This is a genomic window from Bacillus sp. NEAU-Y102 (assembly GCF_054788175.1).
In genome coordinates, this window is sequence record NZ_JBTWFK010000001.1 from 57411 (window position 1) to 74275 (window position 16865).

Consider the following 16865-nt stretch of genomic DNA (forward strand, 5'->3'; position numbering starts at 1 on the left):
ATAATGCCGGTGGTTTTCTTTCTGCAATAAGGGTATGTAGATTCGAAATAGCATTGTATATCCCTACATGGAATGTGTTACTATGCGATAAGACCGAAGAATTGATTGATTAACTTAACTTGTTTTTGATAGCCTTCTCTCCTTGCAAAGTCTGTCCTTTTTTCCTTAATTAAAAGTCAATGGTATCCCCCTCTTGATCGACTACACCACACATATAAATCCACTGCCCTTTGACTTTAATATAGATCTTAATTTTTCAATTGTTACACTAGAATCATTATTATTTCTATTACACTGATACTTTTTGCGAATCATTTAACTTCTGCATAAAGATACGTGCTGCAAAACTTAAAAATTTATCATCAAAGTGAATAAGATTAATATCTTGGCTTGGTGTTGGATCAGTAATACGAACTATGCTCAAAGTATCATTATTAACAAAGTTAACCAGTGAAAGAGGTATTATGGCAACCCCATGTCCATTGTATACAAGGCTCAATAGAGAAATAGAAGATTTTGTTTCTATATTTGCTTCAGATAAAGATAACCCTAAACTCTCACAATATATCTTAATAGATTCACGACAACTACATGAAACCATTATTCTACTCAGCCCTACTAATTCTCGAAAAGAAACAAATGATTTTTCATTCAAAGGATGATTTTTTGGAATTACAAGGACGAGCTCTTCACTATACAAAAGGGTGCTTGTTAATATGTCTGGAATTTGAGCACTACGTGTAATCCCGAAATCAATATTTTTGTCAACGATTTGATTTACAGCAACTTCGGATTCTATAATCTTTACTACAATGTTGGGATAATGTTGTTGAAACTTCATAATATAAGGTGTTAAATAAGTGAGATCCTCTAATAAACCTCCTATAGTAATCACACCTCTTTTTACACCCTTTAATTCAAAAATTTCATTATACACGTCATCAAATTGTTGCATGATAAATTTTCCTTTATCAAATAGCAGCTTACCCGCTTCTGTCATTTTGATACCTCTTCCAACTCGATGAAACAAGGGTGTATCAAGTTCCCCTTCTAAAACACGGATTTGTTGACTTAAAGTCGGCTGTGAAATACCTAGAACTTCCGCAGCTTTAGTGAAACTATTATTATTACAAACTTGAATAAAATACTCTAAATGACGTAATTCCATTCTTGATACCCACTCTCCGCTTTATGAAAGATTTATAATTTAAAGGACGATATGTATACGTTAACATAACAACTTTATTTCATGCTATACCAATTGAAATTACATGGTTTATTCATTTTGTATTATAATAAATTTACTACCATTTATTAATTTTTCCTCCTATTTATTTAAATTAGATTTAATTAGGACATTACTAATTCGAGATATATTTCTAAAAATTTATAGTTCGAGTGCATAATACCCTAATTTTTTCAACTTTTCGATTATCATTTTTTTCTCAATATAGTCCAAACCACCAAATATATGCCGAATCGCCTCTTTATGCTGAGGAAAAATACTATCCATTAACTGAATACCATCTGAAGTAATTGACGCATACGTGACACGGCGGTCTTTTGGACATGGTTTTCGTATTAAGAACCTCTTCTTTTCCAACTTATCCACTACATACGTGATACTACTACTTGCAAGTAATATTTTCCCTCCAATTTTTTGTATAGGCTGATCGCCTTTACTATATAGTAGCTCAAGCACTGCAAATTCAGTTGGATTAAGTCCATAACTTTTTATATCCTCTTCAATACGCTTAGTAATTGCCTGTGCTGCCCTTGATAATGTAACAAATAACTTTAAAGATAAGCTCTCATCATTAATCACACTCATAATTACCAATCCTTTACAAGTTATCTTGAATTCGAGATTTATTATATTATCGTCGAAATATTATGTCAATAATTCATTTTAGTTTTATTATGCCCCTTATCATTTATTTCTCAACATAAGAAATATGGAATTAGAAGAAAAAAATTGTTAATATATAAGTATCTCAATTACGTTATTTCTTTTAAAGAGAGCTTGTATTCTAACGCAAGTTCTCCTTTTTTATATTCTAAATTGAATCCGGACAAAGTTCACATATTGAGTCTGCCCATGTATATGCTATAGTTTTTAAACAAAGATTAGAGCCCTCCTACAAGAAGGAGAGCTCTAATCTTTCATATAAATATTCACAATTTTTATCATTGCGGGGACATCAAAACTTTAACTTGATAGGGATATGGCACTACCCCAATTAATAAATATTATTAACTATATATCTATCATATTTTTTATAAACAGGACTAATTAGATTTAAAAAAAGATTTCTTTTTCTTTACTCGTAATAAATCACCTGTCCACCCTTTGAATCGCATATACATATACATACCTACCGTTGTGAAAATAATAAATAAGAGAGCGATTAAATAGCTATATTTCCATTCTAGTTCAGGCATGTATTTAAAATTCATCCCCCATAATGCTCCTAAAGCTGTCAAAGGCGTACTCACAGCAGTTAATACAGTAAGAGCTTTCATAATTTCATTCCCACGATGAGAAGAAACAACTTCTTGTAAATGAATCATCGTGTCTAATTCTTCTTGGTACTCTTTAACAAGTTGTAATCCACGCTCTAATTTTACGTGTGTTTGTTTATAACAAAGGGTGTTTGTTAAGTTTTCTAACCAAGCTTCCTCCAAGCCTTGTAACACTTCCTGTATTAAGCGAAACACATGTGTGTTCATAAATAATTCATGACGAATATGATAAATTCTTTCTAAAACTGCTATGTTATTATGATGATAAAAATCCCATAATACATTTCTGAAATTGTTTTCAAAATAGTCAACCTTTCGTAAATAGTGAGATATAAATATTGATAAGATAGCACATACTCCTTCAGCGGAACTATTACAATTTTTTATACCCATAGGGAAATTATGTATTAATTTTTGGAAATCCTCTTCCTCTTTTTCCTGAACTGTTATCAGTATTCCATGAGCTACGAAATAATGAAGAAATTTTTGAATTTTGGCGTCCTTTTTATCTTGATCATATAAAAACGAACCATATACACAAGTTTGACTTGGTGATAACGTATAAACATATAATCCATTTTCACAAGGAGAACTTATTTTCTTTACAAATTGAGAGAAATAAGATGTTACATCACGAGGGATTATAGAAGAAAGTTTTTCAAGCTCACTAGTTTTCACATGATACCAACTCCATTTCGTCATTTTTATGCATTCCATATTATTCTTCCTTTCTAAATAGTTTTATGTTTGATCGAATCATATCCGTAATACGAAATTTGTATGTAGGTATTCATGTCTTGAAGGAAAAGTTTTTAGATCATCTAAATTACAAAATAAATGACATAGGAGGTCTTATTCTTTTAAAAGGAAGACCCCCTATATATTAGTTATTTTTATTTTCAATTTTAAACATTTCCTCTATACAAGCACTTTTTATCTTTTCTTATAAAGAATTTATTATATGTGGAAAAGAAGCTACATAATTTGGCACGTCTATTCAATGAACTCCATTTCAGTCGTTATTATAATTTGGATTCATATGCAGATTGATTGGTGATGTCGTCAAATACTTGACTCCCAATAATGTAGTATCCATGAAGTGCAGCCTCTTTCGAAGCGTCTACCATACGGAAAGAAGAAATTTCACTTTGCATTTTTTCAATTCGTTTTTTGTGGAGATCTACTATTCCTCCTGTCCAAATGATAGTATCATACTGTTCTAACGTAAATTGTTCTTGTAATACACGTATGACGTCTTGGAAGTGTGCATCCAACTCTTTTTGAATCAAAGTATGAACCTGACTTGTCTCATGATTTTCTTCTCGACATTCATATCCTTTTTCTAATACTTTTGGCATGTCGTTAATATGCAATTGATTACTTTCACCCGCATGATTCTGCAGGATATTCTTAATATTTTTCAAAGGCTTGCTACATCCTAGTTCCGTCTCATAATGATTTAAAATGAGATTCTGTTTCATATCTGCCATTTCTAATGTACGAAATCCACCATCAATAATTAAGATGCGATCTTGTTCCTGAATAATTCCCTCTTTTAAGAAATAGGCATGTAAAGCGACTGGTTGCTGAAGAATCAAAGCATTTTCCACCGTAATATTAATAAATTTCCCATCAATTTGCACGGAAGTTTCTTTTTTTAGTGCATGTTGTAATTGCTCGTGCTGACTACCAAAACAAGTGACTGGAAGCCCGGTAACAACTAAAGGTAACACGACATTTTCTTTATAATCCTTTGCAATGCAACCAAATATTTGTTGTTTAAAACGTTCGCTTTCATAATAATTTTCTATTTCTTCATTAAATGGAGGAAGCAATGAAGCGTCAGATTGATGTGCTTCATTTCCCATGTAGTATGCAAAGTCTAAGTCTATAAAACTCACCTTTGTTAAATCTTCACTGTCAGTATGATTAGGTACAGGGGCTAGTGTGGAAGCTTCACTCTTAATCGTCATCTCAGAATCTACATCCTGTCGATATGCCCGCTTGGTAAAGCCAATTCCTACATCAATTGCATACAGAGATTTCATACTTTTTTCCTCACTTTCTCTTTTAAGAATTAAATCTAGGCACTCTCTTCTTTCCCTTCTTTCACATATTCCTTTTCATTTTTCGTTTTTTCTCCGTCTAGGTTCCTACTATTTTCATTTATTTCGTAATCCTTTTCATCTTTTTTCTTTTTGTTACTTTCGTTTTCTGTTAAGTCTTTAATGGTAGAAATGACAACTGGTGTGGCTGTAAGCAATTGTGGTAATGTTTGTTTTGCAACATTAGCTGCAGTTGCAGAGAATTGTTTACTTGTCTCAGTTACCTTCTCCAATGTTTCCTTTATGTTTCCTTCTTGTAGTTTTTCTTTTACGCTTTTTCCTTTTGTTTGTATAGCTTTCCGATTTTCTTTTTTTAATAGGGAGACGATGACTCCGGTCGTAATCCCAATCACAGCATATTTAAATATAGTATGTTTCATTTTTCTCACCCTTCTCTACTTTTATTTTCTTCAATGCTACAACTTAAAATAATTACCTTACCTATTGCAATCTATTAGAGAGAATGATAGGTTTGCGACTTCCTATCACTCGCCATTGGTGTTTCAGCTGTTACTAGGAGTAAAATCCTCCCTTGATCTAGTTTTTCTTCATATAAGTTAGCTTCCTCCTTCGACAATCCCATTTCTTCCATTTGATTTCGAAGTTCGTCCCCTTTTTTGGAGAAAAAGTTGATAATACTTGTTCCCAATCCTTGTTCTTTTACTCCAATCGTATTTGTGTTTGTATCATCCGCAATCTTTTTTGTTAGATGTTTTTCATGTGTTAAGACATACATGTCATCTTGGTGAATCCCTTGCAATTCTAGCTCTTTTACTTTCATAACTACTTCCTGTTCATTTTCATATTCATGAACCACCGGTTTTCTTTCATTCTTGTGCATTGTATTTTTCCTCCTTTAGATTTTTTATTTTTTTATTTAGTTGTTATGTAATATGTAATACACCTATTTTAAAGATGTTAAACCTAAATTTTCAAAAAATTTCATAAAATAAGTTATAAATGTTTTTGAATATCACAGCGATGTCACGAGAAGTTTGCTTTGATAAAAGTGCTACAAATAACGATTTGTTTGGAAGGCAAGCCCATTGTTTTATAGAAAATTTCTATTTAGAAAAAGTTACAAAAGGAGTACAAGATATTTTTTTCGTTAATTAAATCCTAGGAAAATAAAAAAGCACTCTTTTTAAAAGAGTGCTAAAAAACATATAACCTAATAATGTTTCTAGTTTGATTACAGAAAGAAAGTCTTTATTAAAACATATAGTTGCTAATTTAATTGCGATCTTCCTTGCACCCAAGCAGCAATGTCATTTATAACATACTCAGGGATATTAGCAGGACTATAATATTCATCCGGTTTACTTATTTCTCCATCACCTTCTGTAAAGAAATGATTTAACTTCGGATATAGTCGATAATCGACGTTATCTCGTTCTTTTAATTGTTCTTTCCAAAGAGGAATTTCGATTTTTGATTGAACTTGATAGTCTCTTTCCCCTTGAATAATAAGAAGCGGTGTCTTTTGTTCTTTTGACATTTCGGCTGCTTTAATTTTTCGGATAGAATCCCAAAATATTGCTGATCCTAAGTAAAAATCTTTTGGGGGATTCTGACTAGAGAAATTTGGATCATTTAATAATTCAAATTGTGCTTTGTAGAATTTATATTCATCTAGATTCATTGCTCCAATAGAAAAAAGGTACTCAAATTGATCTAAAACAACGTCTTGGATCGTACGAGCTGGCCCACCCATTACAATTGCCCCAGCAATATTATTATTTTGGTCTTTTTCAATCATTTTCGGAAGCATCATTCCACCTTGACTATGACCAAGAATATATATTTGATTCTTATTTATTAGAGGCTCATTTTTAAGAAATTGAGTTACAAAAAGAGCATCATCTGTTGTCTCTTTATCAACTGTATAAAAGGGACTAAATTGTGTTTTCAACCCATGTTCATAAGTTCTTTTATTATAGCGAAGAACAGCAATTCCCTTCGATGCAAGACCTTCAGCTAAATCGCGAAATGGTTTTAAAGCAAACGCTGTTTCATCCTGATCGGTTGCTCCTGATCCTTGAACAAGAATAACCGCTGGAAAAGGACCCTTTCCTTTTGGAACCGACAATGTTCCTGGTAATGGAAATGCACCACTTCCAACTACTACTTCTTTATCAACAAATGATTCAGGCTTACTATATGATGGACGTTCTGCAACAGGACTAAACGACATGCTTAGTTGAAAATCGTCTATTTTTCCAGATGGATCTAGTTTAATTAGTAAAGGTACAGTCATTTTTTCAAAAACTAATTGAATCTCCACATTTGTATGAACAGGATTTGTCTCTTTTTGTGTAACCTCTCCAATTTCTATAAAAGAACCTGCTTGTAATTGTACTGGGAGTCCCTCCCAATAGCTCTTCAGCCATTCTTCGGATATTATTTTCTGTAATGACCTTGAGGTTAAATCAAATGCAGATTTATAATCTTCACTATTCATATGGCGAATAAATGAAAGGGTAGTAGATAGAATAGGATTTTCATCATCACTATTGTCTACTTTTTTTATAGTTGTGTTTGCTTCCTTTAATTTCGAAATAAATTGATGGTTAAACGGATAATTATATGTATCAGGATATAAGCTTGTTTTCAATACTTCCGTATTCCGTCCCTCATACAAACTTGAAGAACTCGTAAAATTTTCAGGTAAAATTACTTCCTCCGCATATGAGACTGAGGAAATTGTTATTGAAAAAATCGCACTAACAAGTAATAACTTATTACTTGTTCTTCTTTTCTTACCCATACTTATTGATTCTCCTTTCAAAATTTAAAATTTCTAATACAGTATGCCAACTATAAGGAAAATAAAAATTATCAAAGAGATTAATAATCTATTTTACGATCCCCCCTAACTAATTAAAAATCTATCATTAACAAACTTCAATAAAAAATGCCCTCCCCCTCTTTTTTTATTGTTGGATTTTCCAAGGACTTAGAAGCACAGCACTAATTTACATGTAAATGACCCATGAGATTCTCTGTTTCAAAAGAAAAAAGCACCCGACTAGATGCTTTCTTTAATTGTTCTCACTCTCATTTATTTAGTTAATTCTCTTATTACTGTAAAATAAATTTATTCTATTTCCTAAATCTCACTTATTTCTTAATTCACTCATACCAATATAAAACCTAATAACCTATCCTCAAAAAATAAAGAAAACAGGTTATTTGGCTATTCATTCCGTAAGCTTACTGCTCAAGTTAGTCTTTTTTCACACGGTTAAACTTTATTAAGAAAACCTTAAGGAATTTCCCTCTATATTTATAAGAATTTTTTTCTATACTGAATCATGTAAATGAACAAGAGGAGAAACGATCATGAAAAAATTTGTAATTTGCATACTAGGAATAGGCCTCCCTATATACTTACTACCTTTCATATTACGCGGAGATTTAGACAGATTTAATCCGATTGCTGAAGAAAAGAATGTATATGCCGTTGCGAAAGGATATGGTGTTCCAGATTATCATCATAAAGGAAGAGCTATGTACTCACTAAAAGGTGTTGATGAATTAAGCAATGAAAAAGAATATAAAGTTGGAACGAACACGCCTAATGATTTTACAAGAAAAATTTACTTAAAAATTCATGTGAAAGGTAAGTATGTCTATTCCTACGATATTATTTCTGAAAAGGACATTCCAGAGAAAATAAGGGGACAATTGGAGATAGCAAAGAAATAAAAGAGCCAATTCGTACGAGTTGGCTCTTTATTATCACTCCCATCTACCGTTTGGAGAATTCTTTCGATCGATTTATTAAGTTCGTTATCATTGTTTTAACAACCATTCTTCAATTACTTTAACTGTTTCATCCCGTTGTGCTTTTGACGTAATTAAGCTTGCATTATCACCTTTTTGCTCACCATACATGCCAAAATGAGCATGGTTTCCGCCTTTTATCATGTGCATAGTTGTATTCTTTGACATTAACTTTTTATTGTTCTCTATTTTTTCTACAGTTGCTAAAGCATCTACTTCTCCATAAATAGATAACATTGGAATCGATTTTGTAGAGAAATCATCTGCAGGATAAGAGCCTAAGAAAATGATCCCATCTACCTTGTCTTCATTCTGAAAGGCATACTTAGAAATCATAGCTCCGCCCATTGAATGTCCAGCAACGTACCATTTTTGAACTTCAGGGTACTGTTCAATTACACTATCTACCGCATTGATTCCAAGTATTGCTAAGTTTAATGGTAACTTAGGCATTACTACAAAATGCCCATCTTTTGCAAGAGCTTCTCCTAAGTAACTATAAGCTTCAGCTTCTACTTTAGCACCTTGATAAAAAATAACCCCTATTTTAGCATCTTTCTGTCCAAAAACTATATTATCTTCATCTTTTTTATCATTCACTAACGACAAAGCCTCTTTCGTTGGTTTGTAAGTAAACTGGGACCAAGTAAAAAAAGTAATACTCCCTATAAGTAAAATACCAAGTAAAGAGTACAGAACAATTTTCATCCATTTCTTCATATGTATGACCTCCCTAAGATGTATATATTCTATACTTTAGATTATCATTAATAAACATAAAAACTCGAGCATTTTTATTGTGCTCAAGTTTTCATTTACGTCTTTAATTTATACTATAAATTGTCCAAGATAAATATGTAGCAAATGCAGACCATAAAAAATATGGAATTAGCAACCATGTCGATACTTTAGATAAATTGGAAGAAAACATAATGAGAAGTAACGTAGTAATAGCGACTAGTAAACAGTCTACTGTTGCTAAAAACAAATTTTTTTGACTGAATTGAAAGTAGCTGAACGCTTGATTGCACATATAATTTAAAAGGAATACAAACCAAAATGTTTTTGGCTTGAATCCATAGTTGTTGTAAATAATTGCAACTGATAATGCAATAAGTCCAAATAATACAGCCCATATCATTCCGATTGTCATACCAGGAGGTGTCCAAGACGGCTTTTCTAACGCATCATACCAAGTACGATCAATAGGGAATAAAACACTAGAAACATAAAACAAACCATATGTTAGTAAAAATACTATAATACTAGATTTTTTCATAAACATTCTCCTTTTTACTAGAAGATTATAGAAACTTTATATGATTAGTATGCCCTTGTAATGGATAAATTTCTAATATTTAAATTTCAAATACATATCGTTTAATCTATTTTATACGAACTCTTTCATACTTTTATATGCACACAGTGCTCTCTCTCTTGCTGCCTTATGATCAACGACTGGCAAAGGATATGTATTACCAAGCTTTATATTGGCCTTTTGTAAAATATGCTCAGGTGCTTCCCAAGGTTTATGTATATACTTATTCGGTATATCTCTTAATTCTGGTACCCATTTTCTTATATACTCTCCATTTTTATCAAACTTTTCTCCTTGTGTGATAGGATTAAAAATACGAAAGTACGGTGATGCATCTGCTCCACTTCCAGCAACCCATTGCCATCCCATTGTATTATTTGCAATATCAGCATCTAGTAGTGTATCCATAAACCATTTTGCTCCTTCTTGCCACGGAATTAACAAATGCTTTACAAGAAAAGAGGCTACAGCCATTCTTGTCCGATTATGCATAAAACCTGTTTGCCAAAGCTCCCGCATTCCCGCGTCAATAAACGGATAACCAGTTTCACCTTTTTGCCATACTCTTAATAACTCCTCTTCCTTATTCCACGGAAAATGTTCAAAGTTTTTATTAAGAGGTTTATATACTGTAAACGGATAGTGATATAGCAAATAATAAGAAAACTCTCGCCAAATTAATTGGCGTATAAAACTATTCACTTGTTTTTCAAAAAGACTACATTGTCTTTCGGTACTTTTATTTATTAAGTAATGATACATTAACTTCACTGATATTTGGCCAAATGAAAGATATGGCGCCAACATCGAATGAGCATTTTGATTTGGAAAATCTCTTCCTTCACTATAAGAGGCTAATTTGCTAGAGAAAAATTTCTTGAATGTTTTGTATGCCCCTTCCTCTGTAGGCTCCCATATTGATTCAATATGAGATGTCCACGGTATAGTTGGCAGCAAGTGTAATTCTGAAACAGATAAGCTTGCTGGTAAAGAGCTTCCCCATTTTATACTCTGCACTTTGCTAGTAGGTTTAGGTATTACCTGCTTTTGAAATGCATTGTAAAAAGGCGTAAACACCTTATATTCAGTGTTATCCTTCTTTTTTATAATCCACAGTTCTAATAATAAATGCGAATTAAATTCCTTACAAATAATACCTTTATCTTCTAACATCATTTTCATTTTTTGATTAGATTGTAACCTGTCCGGATCATAGCAAATATTCCAATATACAGCCGTTATATCTAATTGTTCTATGAGAGAAAGTATTTCTTCCTCCGTACGTCCTTTACGAATTATTAAAGTAGAGCCCAATGCCTCAAGTTGCTTCTTTACATCTATTACAGCATGGTGTAACCACCACTTTGCCGCACTTCTTATTGAAAAAGTTTCATCTTGTACATATACCGGAAGAACCTCCCCGGACTGAACAGCCTCAAATAGAGCTGGGTTATCATATAAACGAAAATCTTTTTGAAACATAACGATAATTTTGTTTTGCATGGCTATCCCCTCTTACTCTTAAAACATAATAGATTCTTTATGTGAATAATCCTCTTTTTTACTTTTGCATTATTATATTAATAATTCTTTGTAATCGTAAACAAACGTTTCCATAGTTATTGGACTTCTATCTAGTAAATTCGATAAATCTGATGCGACTTTTTTAGCTAACCCTAATTTTGCAGTTGTATATATTCCAATCATAACCCAAATAAAGTCACTGTTAAGTCCCTTTTGAATCATTCTTTTTCTAAATTTAAATATACTTGGATTTGTATAAGTAATATCTTTATTTATTATTTTTGAAATAATAGCAGCAACTTCATAATATGTTAATGCCTCATTTCCCGTTAAAGAATAAGCTTTAAATTCATGTCCCTCTTCGGTTAATATCTTAGCTGCAACTTCTCCAATATCCCGTACATCTATAAAACTTGTTTTCCCTTTACCAGCAGGTACTTCAATTATTTTTTCATTTCTTAATTCATCACCATGTTGTGATAATAAATTTTGCATAAAAAAACTCGGTCTTAGGAATGTGTAAGGGATCCCAGAAGCCTTTATCATAGCTTCAATTTTAGCATGAGGTACTATCGGATTTTTTTCTACACCTAATAAAGATAAAAATACAATGTGTTTTATACCTATTTCTTTTGCGGCATCTACAACAGGCTGGAAATACTTTTTTGCATCAGCTAGATGTGGTGGTCTTATTAGAAAGACTTTAGTAACACCTGTTAAAGCCGCCTTTACAGATGGAGGGTTTTCAAAATCAAAATACACTCCTTCAGTTTCTCTACTGCGCGTTGTGACTTTGAAAGTAGCATTTCTTTTTATTAGACATTTTACAACCTCTTTTCCTACATTCCCTGTAGCACCTGTTACTAAAATCATTTTAATCACCCTTTATTTTTTTGTAAATTTTGAATCATACTTTGCAAAACTCGAACTGTATTTTCTACTTCCTCTTTTGGAATACTAGCTGTAGCATTTTTTATAACTTCATCGCTTACATTTTCTATCTCCTGTATTAATGTCTTAGTTTCATCTGTTAAAAATATTAAATGTGACCGTTTATCTTTAGGATTATGTTTTATAAGAATCCATTCTTTTTGCAATAATCTTTGTATAATTCCGGTTACTGTTGGACGGTCTGCTAAGAGCCTTTCAGCAATCATAGCCGGGGTGGTTCCATTTGGATAAAGAGATATATCCTTTAACACAGACCATTGCTGAGCTGTTATTTTATATTCTTTTAATTGATTTGATAATTCTGTTTTCGTCATTATACTTACCTTGTGTAATAAATAGCCTAAATTATTCATATAACCTCCAATATAGTTAGTATACTAATTATATAGTTAGTATACTAACTATAATGTTTAATTACAAACTTCAATTAATAGTTTATATATAAAAGATATATCAAATTCTTATTTTGTACTATTTCATATTATATTTAAAATCTTCTTTAATCCTGTTTTGCATGTATTGTACACTCTATATACAAAGGTTATTCCTTGCTGTTACTTTAAATAAGCATTTACAATTGTATCTAGCATAGGTATTTTTTATTGTCCGATTAGTCATATTTATTCTTAATTCTGCAAAATAAAAAAGAAAATGGAGCGAAAGATGAAAAAACAATTTGATAAACAGTCAAACTTAAATACATCTATGGATTCAACAATTCTATGGACTTTTCAAAACAAAAATGCTATAAATATACTTTTGAATACAGGTAAGCTTATAGCCGACCCTATTTTTGTTAGTAAAGAAGATTGCACAGCATATAAATACATTGTAAGACACATGAAACAGAAAGGTATTGACTTTACTATAGATTTCCCCATTTGGGCATGGCATTCATGCAATGGTTACCAAAAGAAGCCTACTCTTGAGACTGCAAGGGAATTACTATCAGATATTCAATTAGAGAAAGAAATATACCTCATCGAATTCACATGTCCTAATTTTTTATTTATGTTAACAAACTATAGCGGATGGTGCGACATTTATTTTAAACTTACTGGCAATCCTAAAGCAAGTGTAACAAATGATGAAGAAAAATACTTATTTAATCTTTACCCTACCATTGAGGAAGAATGGGAATATCATCATATCCAAGCAACTCTACCCTACCTAAAAAAAGAATGGATTATACAAATAACAGAACTTAGTAAGATAAATGGATTTAACAAATAATATTGTTTATGAATGCTTTATTTAAGCATTCATAAACATAACAAATAATCACATTAAACTAATACATTTAAAATAGCGTTTTTTATAATGGAACCGTAAATAAACTCTTACTACTATGATTTTGTATACATGCAGTTTACTCATTTAGTTTTGGTCTAGTTTGTAAATATAAATTCAAATCCGGACTTGAACCGCTAATAATTATATCTCGAACAATTTTAGAAAGCACCATACTATATACTAATCCATTATCTCCATACGCATAGATAAAGTGACAATTTGGAAACTCTTCATACATTCCAATTATAGGTAAACCATCATGAGTACCACCATAAAAAGCACTTAAATAAAATTCAGGTTCAACTGTTATATTGGGAAAGAGCTTATTAAATTCATTTACTAATTTCTCTTTTTTATGGATTAATTTTGAATCTCTTTCTTGAGCAATGTTTGTATCTTCATCTAACCCACCTATAATAATCCTGTTATCTGCAGTAGTTCTCATATAAATATATGGTCTCGCAGTTTCCCAAATGAGAGTACGTTTATACCAAGAAGATAAATCTTCTACAGGATTAGTAACAACTGCATATGAGCTAATCAGTGTAGCGTTCTTTTCCTTTTTAAATTCTAACCCTTCATATCCTGCAGCCACAATTACTTTATTGGCAGTAATAGAATTGCCCCCCTTTGTATAAAAGATAGCACATTCTTTCTCTAACTTTTTGCCAACAATCTCTGTATCTTCATAAATTTGAACTCCTTTATTAGAAGCTTGTTCTAATAAACTATGTGTAAATTTATAAGGATTTATTTCACCATCATTATACGTATAAATAGCTGCACGTTTTTTAAATGGATATCTCTGTCCAATTTGTTCCTCTGATAGCCAAGTCGCTTTAAAATCATGCTTATGTAAATAATACAGTTCTTTTTCTAATTTCTTTATATCCTCTTCATAGCTTGCATAATATAAACTGTCACGTCGTTTAAAGTCAGAGCAATAAGGTAAGTTTTGATCAGCATATTCAATATCATTAATAGCTTGTTCACACAATTTCATATGCTTAACTGCATACTCTTCTCCAAATGTATTTACAAGTTCAAAAAACATCTTGTCACCTAAATATTGAATAAGTGCTGTATTTGTAAGGTTACTCCCGTGTCCTACCTTTCTTTTATCAACGACAACAATATTTAAATCTGATTCACTCAAATAGTATGCTGATTGAGCACCTGAACTTCCTGCTCCTATTATTAGTACGTCACATTTTATATCTTCTTCCAACCGAGGATAAGAAGGTGTATTAGAAAAAGTTGTGTTCCAATATAATTTCCCTTTCTGTAAATCCATTTAAAGTGCACCGTCCTAAATAAAATAGTTATATCCCCATCTGTATCTCCAAATCATTCTTACTATATACTTCTTATCAAATTTATTTTTGCTACCATTAGATTATTAATGCAATATTTTGTTCACCCATATATGGTATTAAACTAGGCTTATAAAAAGTTAATAGTATATATATTATTTATTTTCATTTAGAAATTTAAGAACTTGGTTAAAAGCTTCTTCACCTGCTGGAGTGTTCATTTTAAATTGAAATTCATGCGCTAACTCGCCAGAGATATTTTTATCAAAGAAAAGTGTATCTACAGGTACTCCTTTATTTTGTAAAGTAGAAGCTAATGCTTTACCTTGATCTTCAAATGATGCAGTATTTCCATCTGTGATGAACGTTGGTGGGTAATCTTTTGTAACGTGTTTATAAATAGAGGCGATTTCCATTTCAGGTAATGTTTCAAACTTCTTTTTCCCAAAGTAAGCCCAGCCAGTAGTACGCATAAAGTCTTGGACTTCTTTGGATGTTTCCATTTTAGCTAATGCAGGCATATTATACGGGCCGCAAAATAGCAGTATACCTTTAATTGTAGAAGGAGCAACAATAGCGTCAATTCCGGTTAATTTCGCATAATCTGGAGATGTTTGAATAGTAACAAATTGTCCAGATATTTGCGCTCCCGCAGAATCTCCTGCAAAATACAGGTCATCTAGTTTTACATTATATTTCTTTGCATTTTCTTTTATATATTCATAAGCCTCACCAAGTTGTAGTACTGGTGTAGGATACTTTCTTTTAGGAGCAAGAGCATAATTTATATTTATCACTGTATAACCACGAGCAGCTAATTCTACTGCATAACCAGTAATGTCTGATTTATCTCCACCTACAAATCCACCCCCGTGTACCCAAAAAATAACAGGTGTTTTTTCTGTAAGATTTTTGGGATAAATAATGTCTAATGTACCATCAGGAAATTTAGAATCATAATTGATATCTTTAACAATTTGTGTCTCTTTTAGAGCGTTTTTATAATTATTAGATTGAACAAACATTCCACCTTCAAATGCTTTTTTTATGAGAAACGCTTTCGGAATAGGTGAAACATTCCAAAAAACAACTCCAGCAATAATCAATCCGAAAACAATACAAATAGTTAGCAGCATTCTTTTTTTCCATATCATTTTAGTTTTTAACTGTTTTATTCTCATAATAAAAGAATCTCCATTCTTTTTCATAATAACCTTAAAATAAAGTGAAACTTTAATCAGCCCTCACCAATAGGGCTGCCCGTTAAAGCGGGATAAATCACAATATACACTTCTATTTTACGATTAACTTTATTATCACCTGCTAATCCGCATTTAAAATTTCATGCAAAAATTTATATATTTTTATTTTGTTATGTATTAAGTGTCTCGTATAAAACACATTAAAAATCCAAACAAAAAAAGCAAAAGATCTCCATTTATAGAAGATTTCTTTTGCTCTTTGTAAAGGACACAAGTCCAAATAAAAGTTGCTTATCTATCGATAACTTACACATAAGAATGCATTTGTTTCACTATTTTATTAGTAGGAATTTTAACAACCATTTCTTTTTCACCTTTTCTATCAATCTTGAAACCATGAACTTTAACATCAGACGGTACTAGTGGATGATGACAAATCATATCTATACTCTTCTCAATATTTTCACTAACATTTTCTTTTCCACTTAGCCATTCATCGAGGCTACCACTTGAAAATTCAGGCATGCAATTTTCAAAGAGATAGTCTAGTTCCCTGTTATTTTTTATGAAATCACGTTGAATTTGTAGATTAACTGGAGAAGTTTCTTTATCCTCTATTCCTACAACAAAAATTTCTTTAACATTTTCTTGATAAATAGCAATAATAATAGATCTCATTATATCTCCATAAGGATGTACAATTACAGAATCATAGCTGTGTATAGTCAACATGTTTTCTTGGTGAATGTTAGTTACTTGTTGGATACTAGGCTCTATTCCGTGTTCAATGTCTGTTAATAATAAAACTTTTTTATTCTTTGAATTCATATGGAGCACTCCTTCTTCATTA

18 protein-coding genes are annotated in these 16865 nt (G+C 31.6%); 3 read left to right on the plus strand and 15 right to left on the minus strand.

Annotation, left to right across the window (positions count from 1 at the left end):
• Positions 1–289 precede the first annotated feature (289 nt).
• The 6 genes from ACYFX0_RS00255 to ACYFX0_RS00280 all read right to left on the minus strand — a co-directional run bounded on the left by ACYFX0_RS00255 (position 290) and on the right by ACYFX0_RS00280 (position 5469).
• Positions 290–1168, minus strand: a complete 879-nt coding sequence (locus ACYFX0_RS00255; RefSeq protein WP_000423185.1) for a LysR family transcriptional regulator — start codon at positions 1166–1168, stop codon at positions 290–292.
• A gap of 219 nt (positions 1169–1387) precedes the next feature.
• Entirely contained in the window at positions 1388–1831 is a 444-nt protein-coding gene (locus ACYFX0_RS00260; protein ID WP_000111431.1) for a MarR family winged helix-turn-helix transcriptional regulator, read from the minus strand.
• Between the two features lie 458 nt (positions 1832–2289).
• Complete coding sequence (locus tag ACYFX0_RS00265; protein WP_000388934.1) at positions 2290–3240, minus strand: magnesium transporter CorA family protein; 951 nt, start codon at positions 3238–3240, stop codon at positions 2290–2292.
• Between the two features lie 305 nt (positions 3241–3545).
• Positions 3546–4571, minus strand: a complete 1026-nt coding sequence (locus tag ACYFX0_RS00270) for a ParM/StbA family protein (protein ID WP_000839447.1) — start codon at positions 4569–4571, stop codon at positions 3546–3548.
• A gap of 35 nt (positions 4572–4606) precedes the next feature.
• Complete coding sequence (locus ACYFX0_RS00275; RefSeq protein ID WP_106082036.1) at positions 4607–5008, minus strand: peptidase U61; 402 nt, start codon at positions 5006–5008, stop codon at positions 4607–4609.
• Between the two features lie 74 nt (positions 5009–5082).
• Positions 5083–5469 carry a YflT domain-containing protein gene (locus ACYFX0_RS00280; protein ID WP_000549431.1) on the minus strand — a complete coding sequence of 129 codons (387 nt, stop codon included), beginning with the start codon at positions 5467–5469 and terminating at the stop codon, positions 5083–5085.
• Between the two features lie 119 nt (positions 5470–5588).
• Between ACYFX0_RS00280 and ACYFX0_RS00285 the strand changes: the two genes are divergently transcribed.
• Entirely contained in the window at positions 5589–5744 is a 156-nt protein-coding gene (locus tag ACYFX0_RS00285; protein ID WP_074789697.1) for an acyl dehydratase, read from the plus strand.
• A gap of 112 nt (positions 5745–5856) precedes the next feature.
• Here ACYFX0_RS00285 and ACYFX0_RS00290 read toward each other — a convergent pair whose 3' ends face one another.
• Positions 5857–7395: an alpha/beta hydrolase gene (locus ACYFX0_RS00290; RefSeq protein ID WP_460269629.1), complete on the minus strand. Its 1539-nt coding sequence runs from the start codon at positions 7393–7395 to the stop codon at positions 5857–5859.
• Between the two features lie 575 nt (positions 7396–7970).
• Between ACYFX0_RS00290 and ACYFX0_RS00295 the strand changes: the two genes are divergently transcribed.
• Positions 7971–8336, plus strand: a complete 366-nt coding sequence (locus tag ACYFX0_RS00295) for a YxeA family protein (protein WP_000714889.1) — start codon at positions 7971–7973, stop codon at positions 8334–8336.
• An 87-nt stretch (positions 8337–8423) separates the two neighbouring features.
• Here the strand turns inward: ACYFX0_RS00295 and ACYFX0_RS00300 are convergent, their stop codons facing one another.
• The 5 genes from ACYFX0_RS00300 to ACYFX0_RS00320 form a co-directional block, all read right to left on the minus strand.
• On the minus strand, positions 8424–9134 hold the full coding sequence (locus tag ACYFX0_RS00300) for an alpha/beta hydrolase (RefSeq protein ID WP_016077501.1): 711 nt from the start codon (positions 9132–9134) through the stop codon (positions 8424–8426).
• Between the two features lie 103 nt (positions 9135–9237).
• Entirely contained in the window at positions 9238–9693 is a 456-nt protein-coding gene (locus ACYFX0_RS00305) for a TspO/MBR family protein (RefSeq protein WP_000749748.1), read from the minus strand.
• 111 nt (positions 9694–9804) lie between these two features.
• On the minus strand, positions 9805–11235 hold the full coding sequence (locus tag ACYFX0_RS00310; RefSeq protein WP_460269633.1) for a cryptochrome/photolyase family protein: 1431 nt from the start codon (positions 11233–11235) through the stop codon (positions 9805–9807).
• Between the two features lie 72 nt (positions 11236–11307).
• The gene (locus ACYFX0_RS00315) at positions 11308–12129 is read right to left on the minus strand and encodes an SDR family oxidoreductase (RefSeq protein WP_106082038.1); all 822 of its coding nucleotides are present in this window, start codon (positions 12127–12129) and stop codon (positions 11308–11310) included.
• 5 nt (positions 12130–12134) lie between these two features.
• Entirely contained in the window at positions 12135–12560 is a 426-nt protein-coding gene (locus ACYFX0_RS00320) for a MarR family winged helix-turn-helix transcriptional regulator (protein ID WP_001061041.1), read from the minus strand.
• A gap of 310 nt (positions 12561–12870) precedes the next feature.
• Here ACYFX0_RS00320 and ACYFX0_RS00325 point away from each other — a divergent pair, with 310 nt between their 5' ends.
• Complete coding sequence (locus tag ACYFX0_RS00325) at positions 12871–13440, plus strand: DUF3841 domain-containing protein (protein WP_106082039.1); 570 nt, start codon at positions 12871–12873, stop codon at positions 13438–13440.
• Positions 13441–13576: 136 nt separating this feature from the next.
• Here ACYFX0_RS00325 and ACYFX0_RS00330 read toward each other — a convergent pair whose 3' ends face one another.
• The 3 genes from ACYFX0_RS00330 to ACYFX0_RS00340 all read right to left on the minus strand — a co-directional run bounded on the left by ACYFX0_RS00330 (position 13577) and on the right by ACYFX0_RS00340 (position 16843).
• Entirely contained in the window at positions 13577–14794 is a 1218-nt protein-coding gene (locus ACYFX0_RS00330) for an NAD(P)/FAD-dependent oxidoreductase (RefSeq protein WP_069604627.1), read from the minus strand.
• A 174-nt stretch (positions 14795–14968) separates the two neighbouring features.
• Positions 14969–15994: an alpha/beta hydrolase gene (locus ACYFX0_RS00335; protein WP_106082040.1), complete on the minus strand. Its 1026-nt coding sequence runs from the start codon at positions 15992–15994 to the stop codon at positions 14969–14971.
• Positions 15995–16321: 327 nt separating this feature from the next.
• On the minus strand, positions 16322–16843 hold the full coding sequence (locus ACYFX0_RS00340; RefSeq protein ID WP_106082041.1) for a carbonic anhydrase: 522 nt from the start codon (positions 16841–16843) through the stop codon (positions 16322–16324).
• Positions 16844–16865 lie beyond the last annotated feature (22 nt).

What these genes read in the sequence shown, in the direction of transcription:
- ACYFX0_RS00255 (WP_000423185.1), bottom strand. Translation starts at nt 1,168, where the DNA reads ATGGAATTACGTCATTTAGAGTATTTTATTCAAGTTTGTAATAATAAT.
- ACYFX0_RS00260 (WP_000111431.1), bottom strand. Translation starts at nt 1,831, where the DNA reads ATGAGTGTGATTAATGATGAGAGCTTATCTTTAAAGTTATTTGTTACA.
- ACYFX0_RS00265 (WP_000388934.1), bottom strand. Translation starts at nt 3,240, where the DNA reads ATGGAATGCATAAAAATGACGAAATGGAGTTGGTATCATGTGAAAACT.
- ACYFX0_RS00270 (WP_000839447.1), bottom strand. Translation starts at nt 4,571, where the DNA reads ATGAAATCTCTGTATGCAATTGATGTAGGAATTGGCTTTACCAAGCGG.
- ACYFX0_RS00275 (WP_106082036.1), bottom strand. Translation starts at nt 5,008, where the DNA reads ATGAAACATACTATATTTAAATATGCTGTGATTGGGATTACGACCGGA.
- ACYFX0_RS00280 (WP_000549431.1), bottom strand. Translation starts at nt 5,469, where the DNA reads ATGCACAAGAATGAAAGAAAACCGGTGGTTCATGAATATGAAAATGAA.
- ACYFX0_RS00285 (WP_074789697.1), top strand. Translation starts at nt 5,589, where the DNA reads ATGTTTTTGAATATCACAGCGATGTCACGAGAAGTTTGCTTTGATAAA.
- ACYFX0_RS00290 (WP_460269629.1), bottom strand. Translation starts at nt 7,395, where the DNA reads ATGGGTAAGAAAAGAAGAACAAGTAATAAGTTATTACTTGTTAGTGCG.
- ACYFX0_RS00295 (WP_000714889.1), top strand. Translation starts at nt 7,971, where the DNA reads ATGAAAAAATTTGTAATTTGCATACTAGGAATAGGCCTCCCTATATAC.
- ACYFX0_RS00300 (WP_016077501.1), bottom strand. Translation starts at nt 9,134, where the DNA reads ATGAAGAAATGGATGAAAATTGTTCTGTACTCTTTACTTGGTATTTTA.
- ACYFX0_RS00305 (WP_000749748.1), bottom strand. Translation starts at nt 9,693, where the DNA reads ATGAAAAAATCTAGTATTATAGTATTTTTACTAACATATGGTTTGTTT.
- ACYFX0_RS00310 (WP_460269633.1), bottom strand. Translation starts at nt 11,235, where the DNA reads ATGCAAAACAAAATTATCGTTATGTTTCAAAAAGATTTTCGTTTATAT.
- ACYFX0_RS00315 (WP_106082038.1), bottom strand. Translation starts at nt 12,129, where the DNA reads ATGATTTTAGTAACAGGTGCTACAGGGAATGTAGGAAAAGAGGTTGTA.
- ACYFX0_RS00320 (WP_001061041.1), bottom strand. Translation starts at nt 12,560, where the DNA reads ATGAATAATTTAGGCTATTTATTACACAAGGTAAGTATAATGACGAAA.
- ACYFX0_RS00325 (WP_106082039.1), top strand. Translation starts at nt 12,871, where the DNA reads ATGAAAAAACAATTTGATAAACAGTCAAACTTAAATACATCTATGGAT.
- ACYFX0_RS00330 (WP_069604627.1), bottom strand. Translation starts at nt 14,794, where the DNA reads ATGGATTTACAGAAAGGGAAATTATATTGGAACACAACTTTTTCTAAT.
- ACYFX0_RS00335 (WP_106082040.1), bottom strand. Translation starts at nt 15,994, where the DNA reads ATGAGAATAAAACAGTTAAAAACTAAAATGATATGGAAAAAAAGAATG.
- ACYFX0_RS00340 (WP_106082041.1), bottom strand. Translation starts at nt 16,843, where the DNA reads ATGAATTCAAAGAATAAAAAAGTTTTATTATTAACAGACATTGAACAC.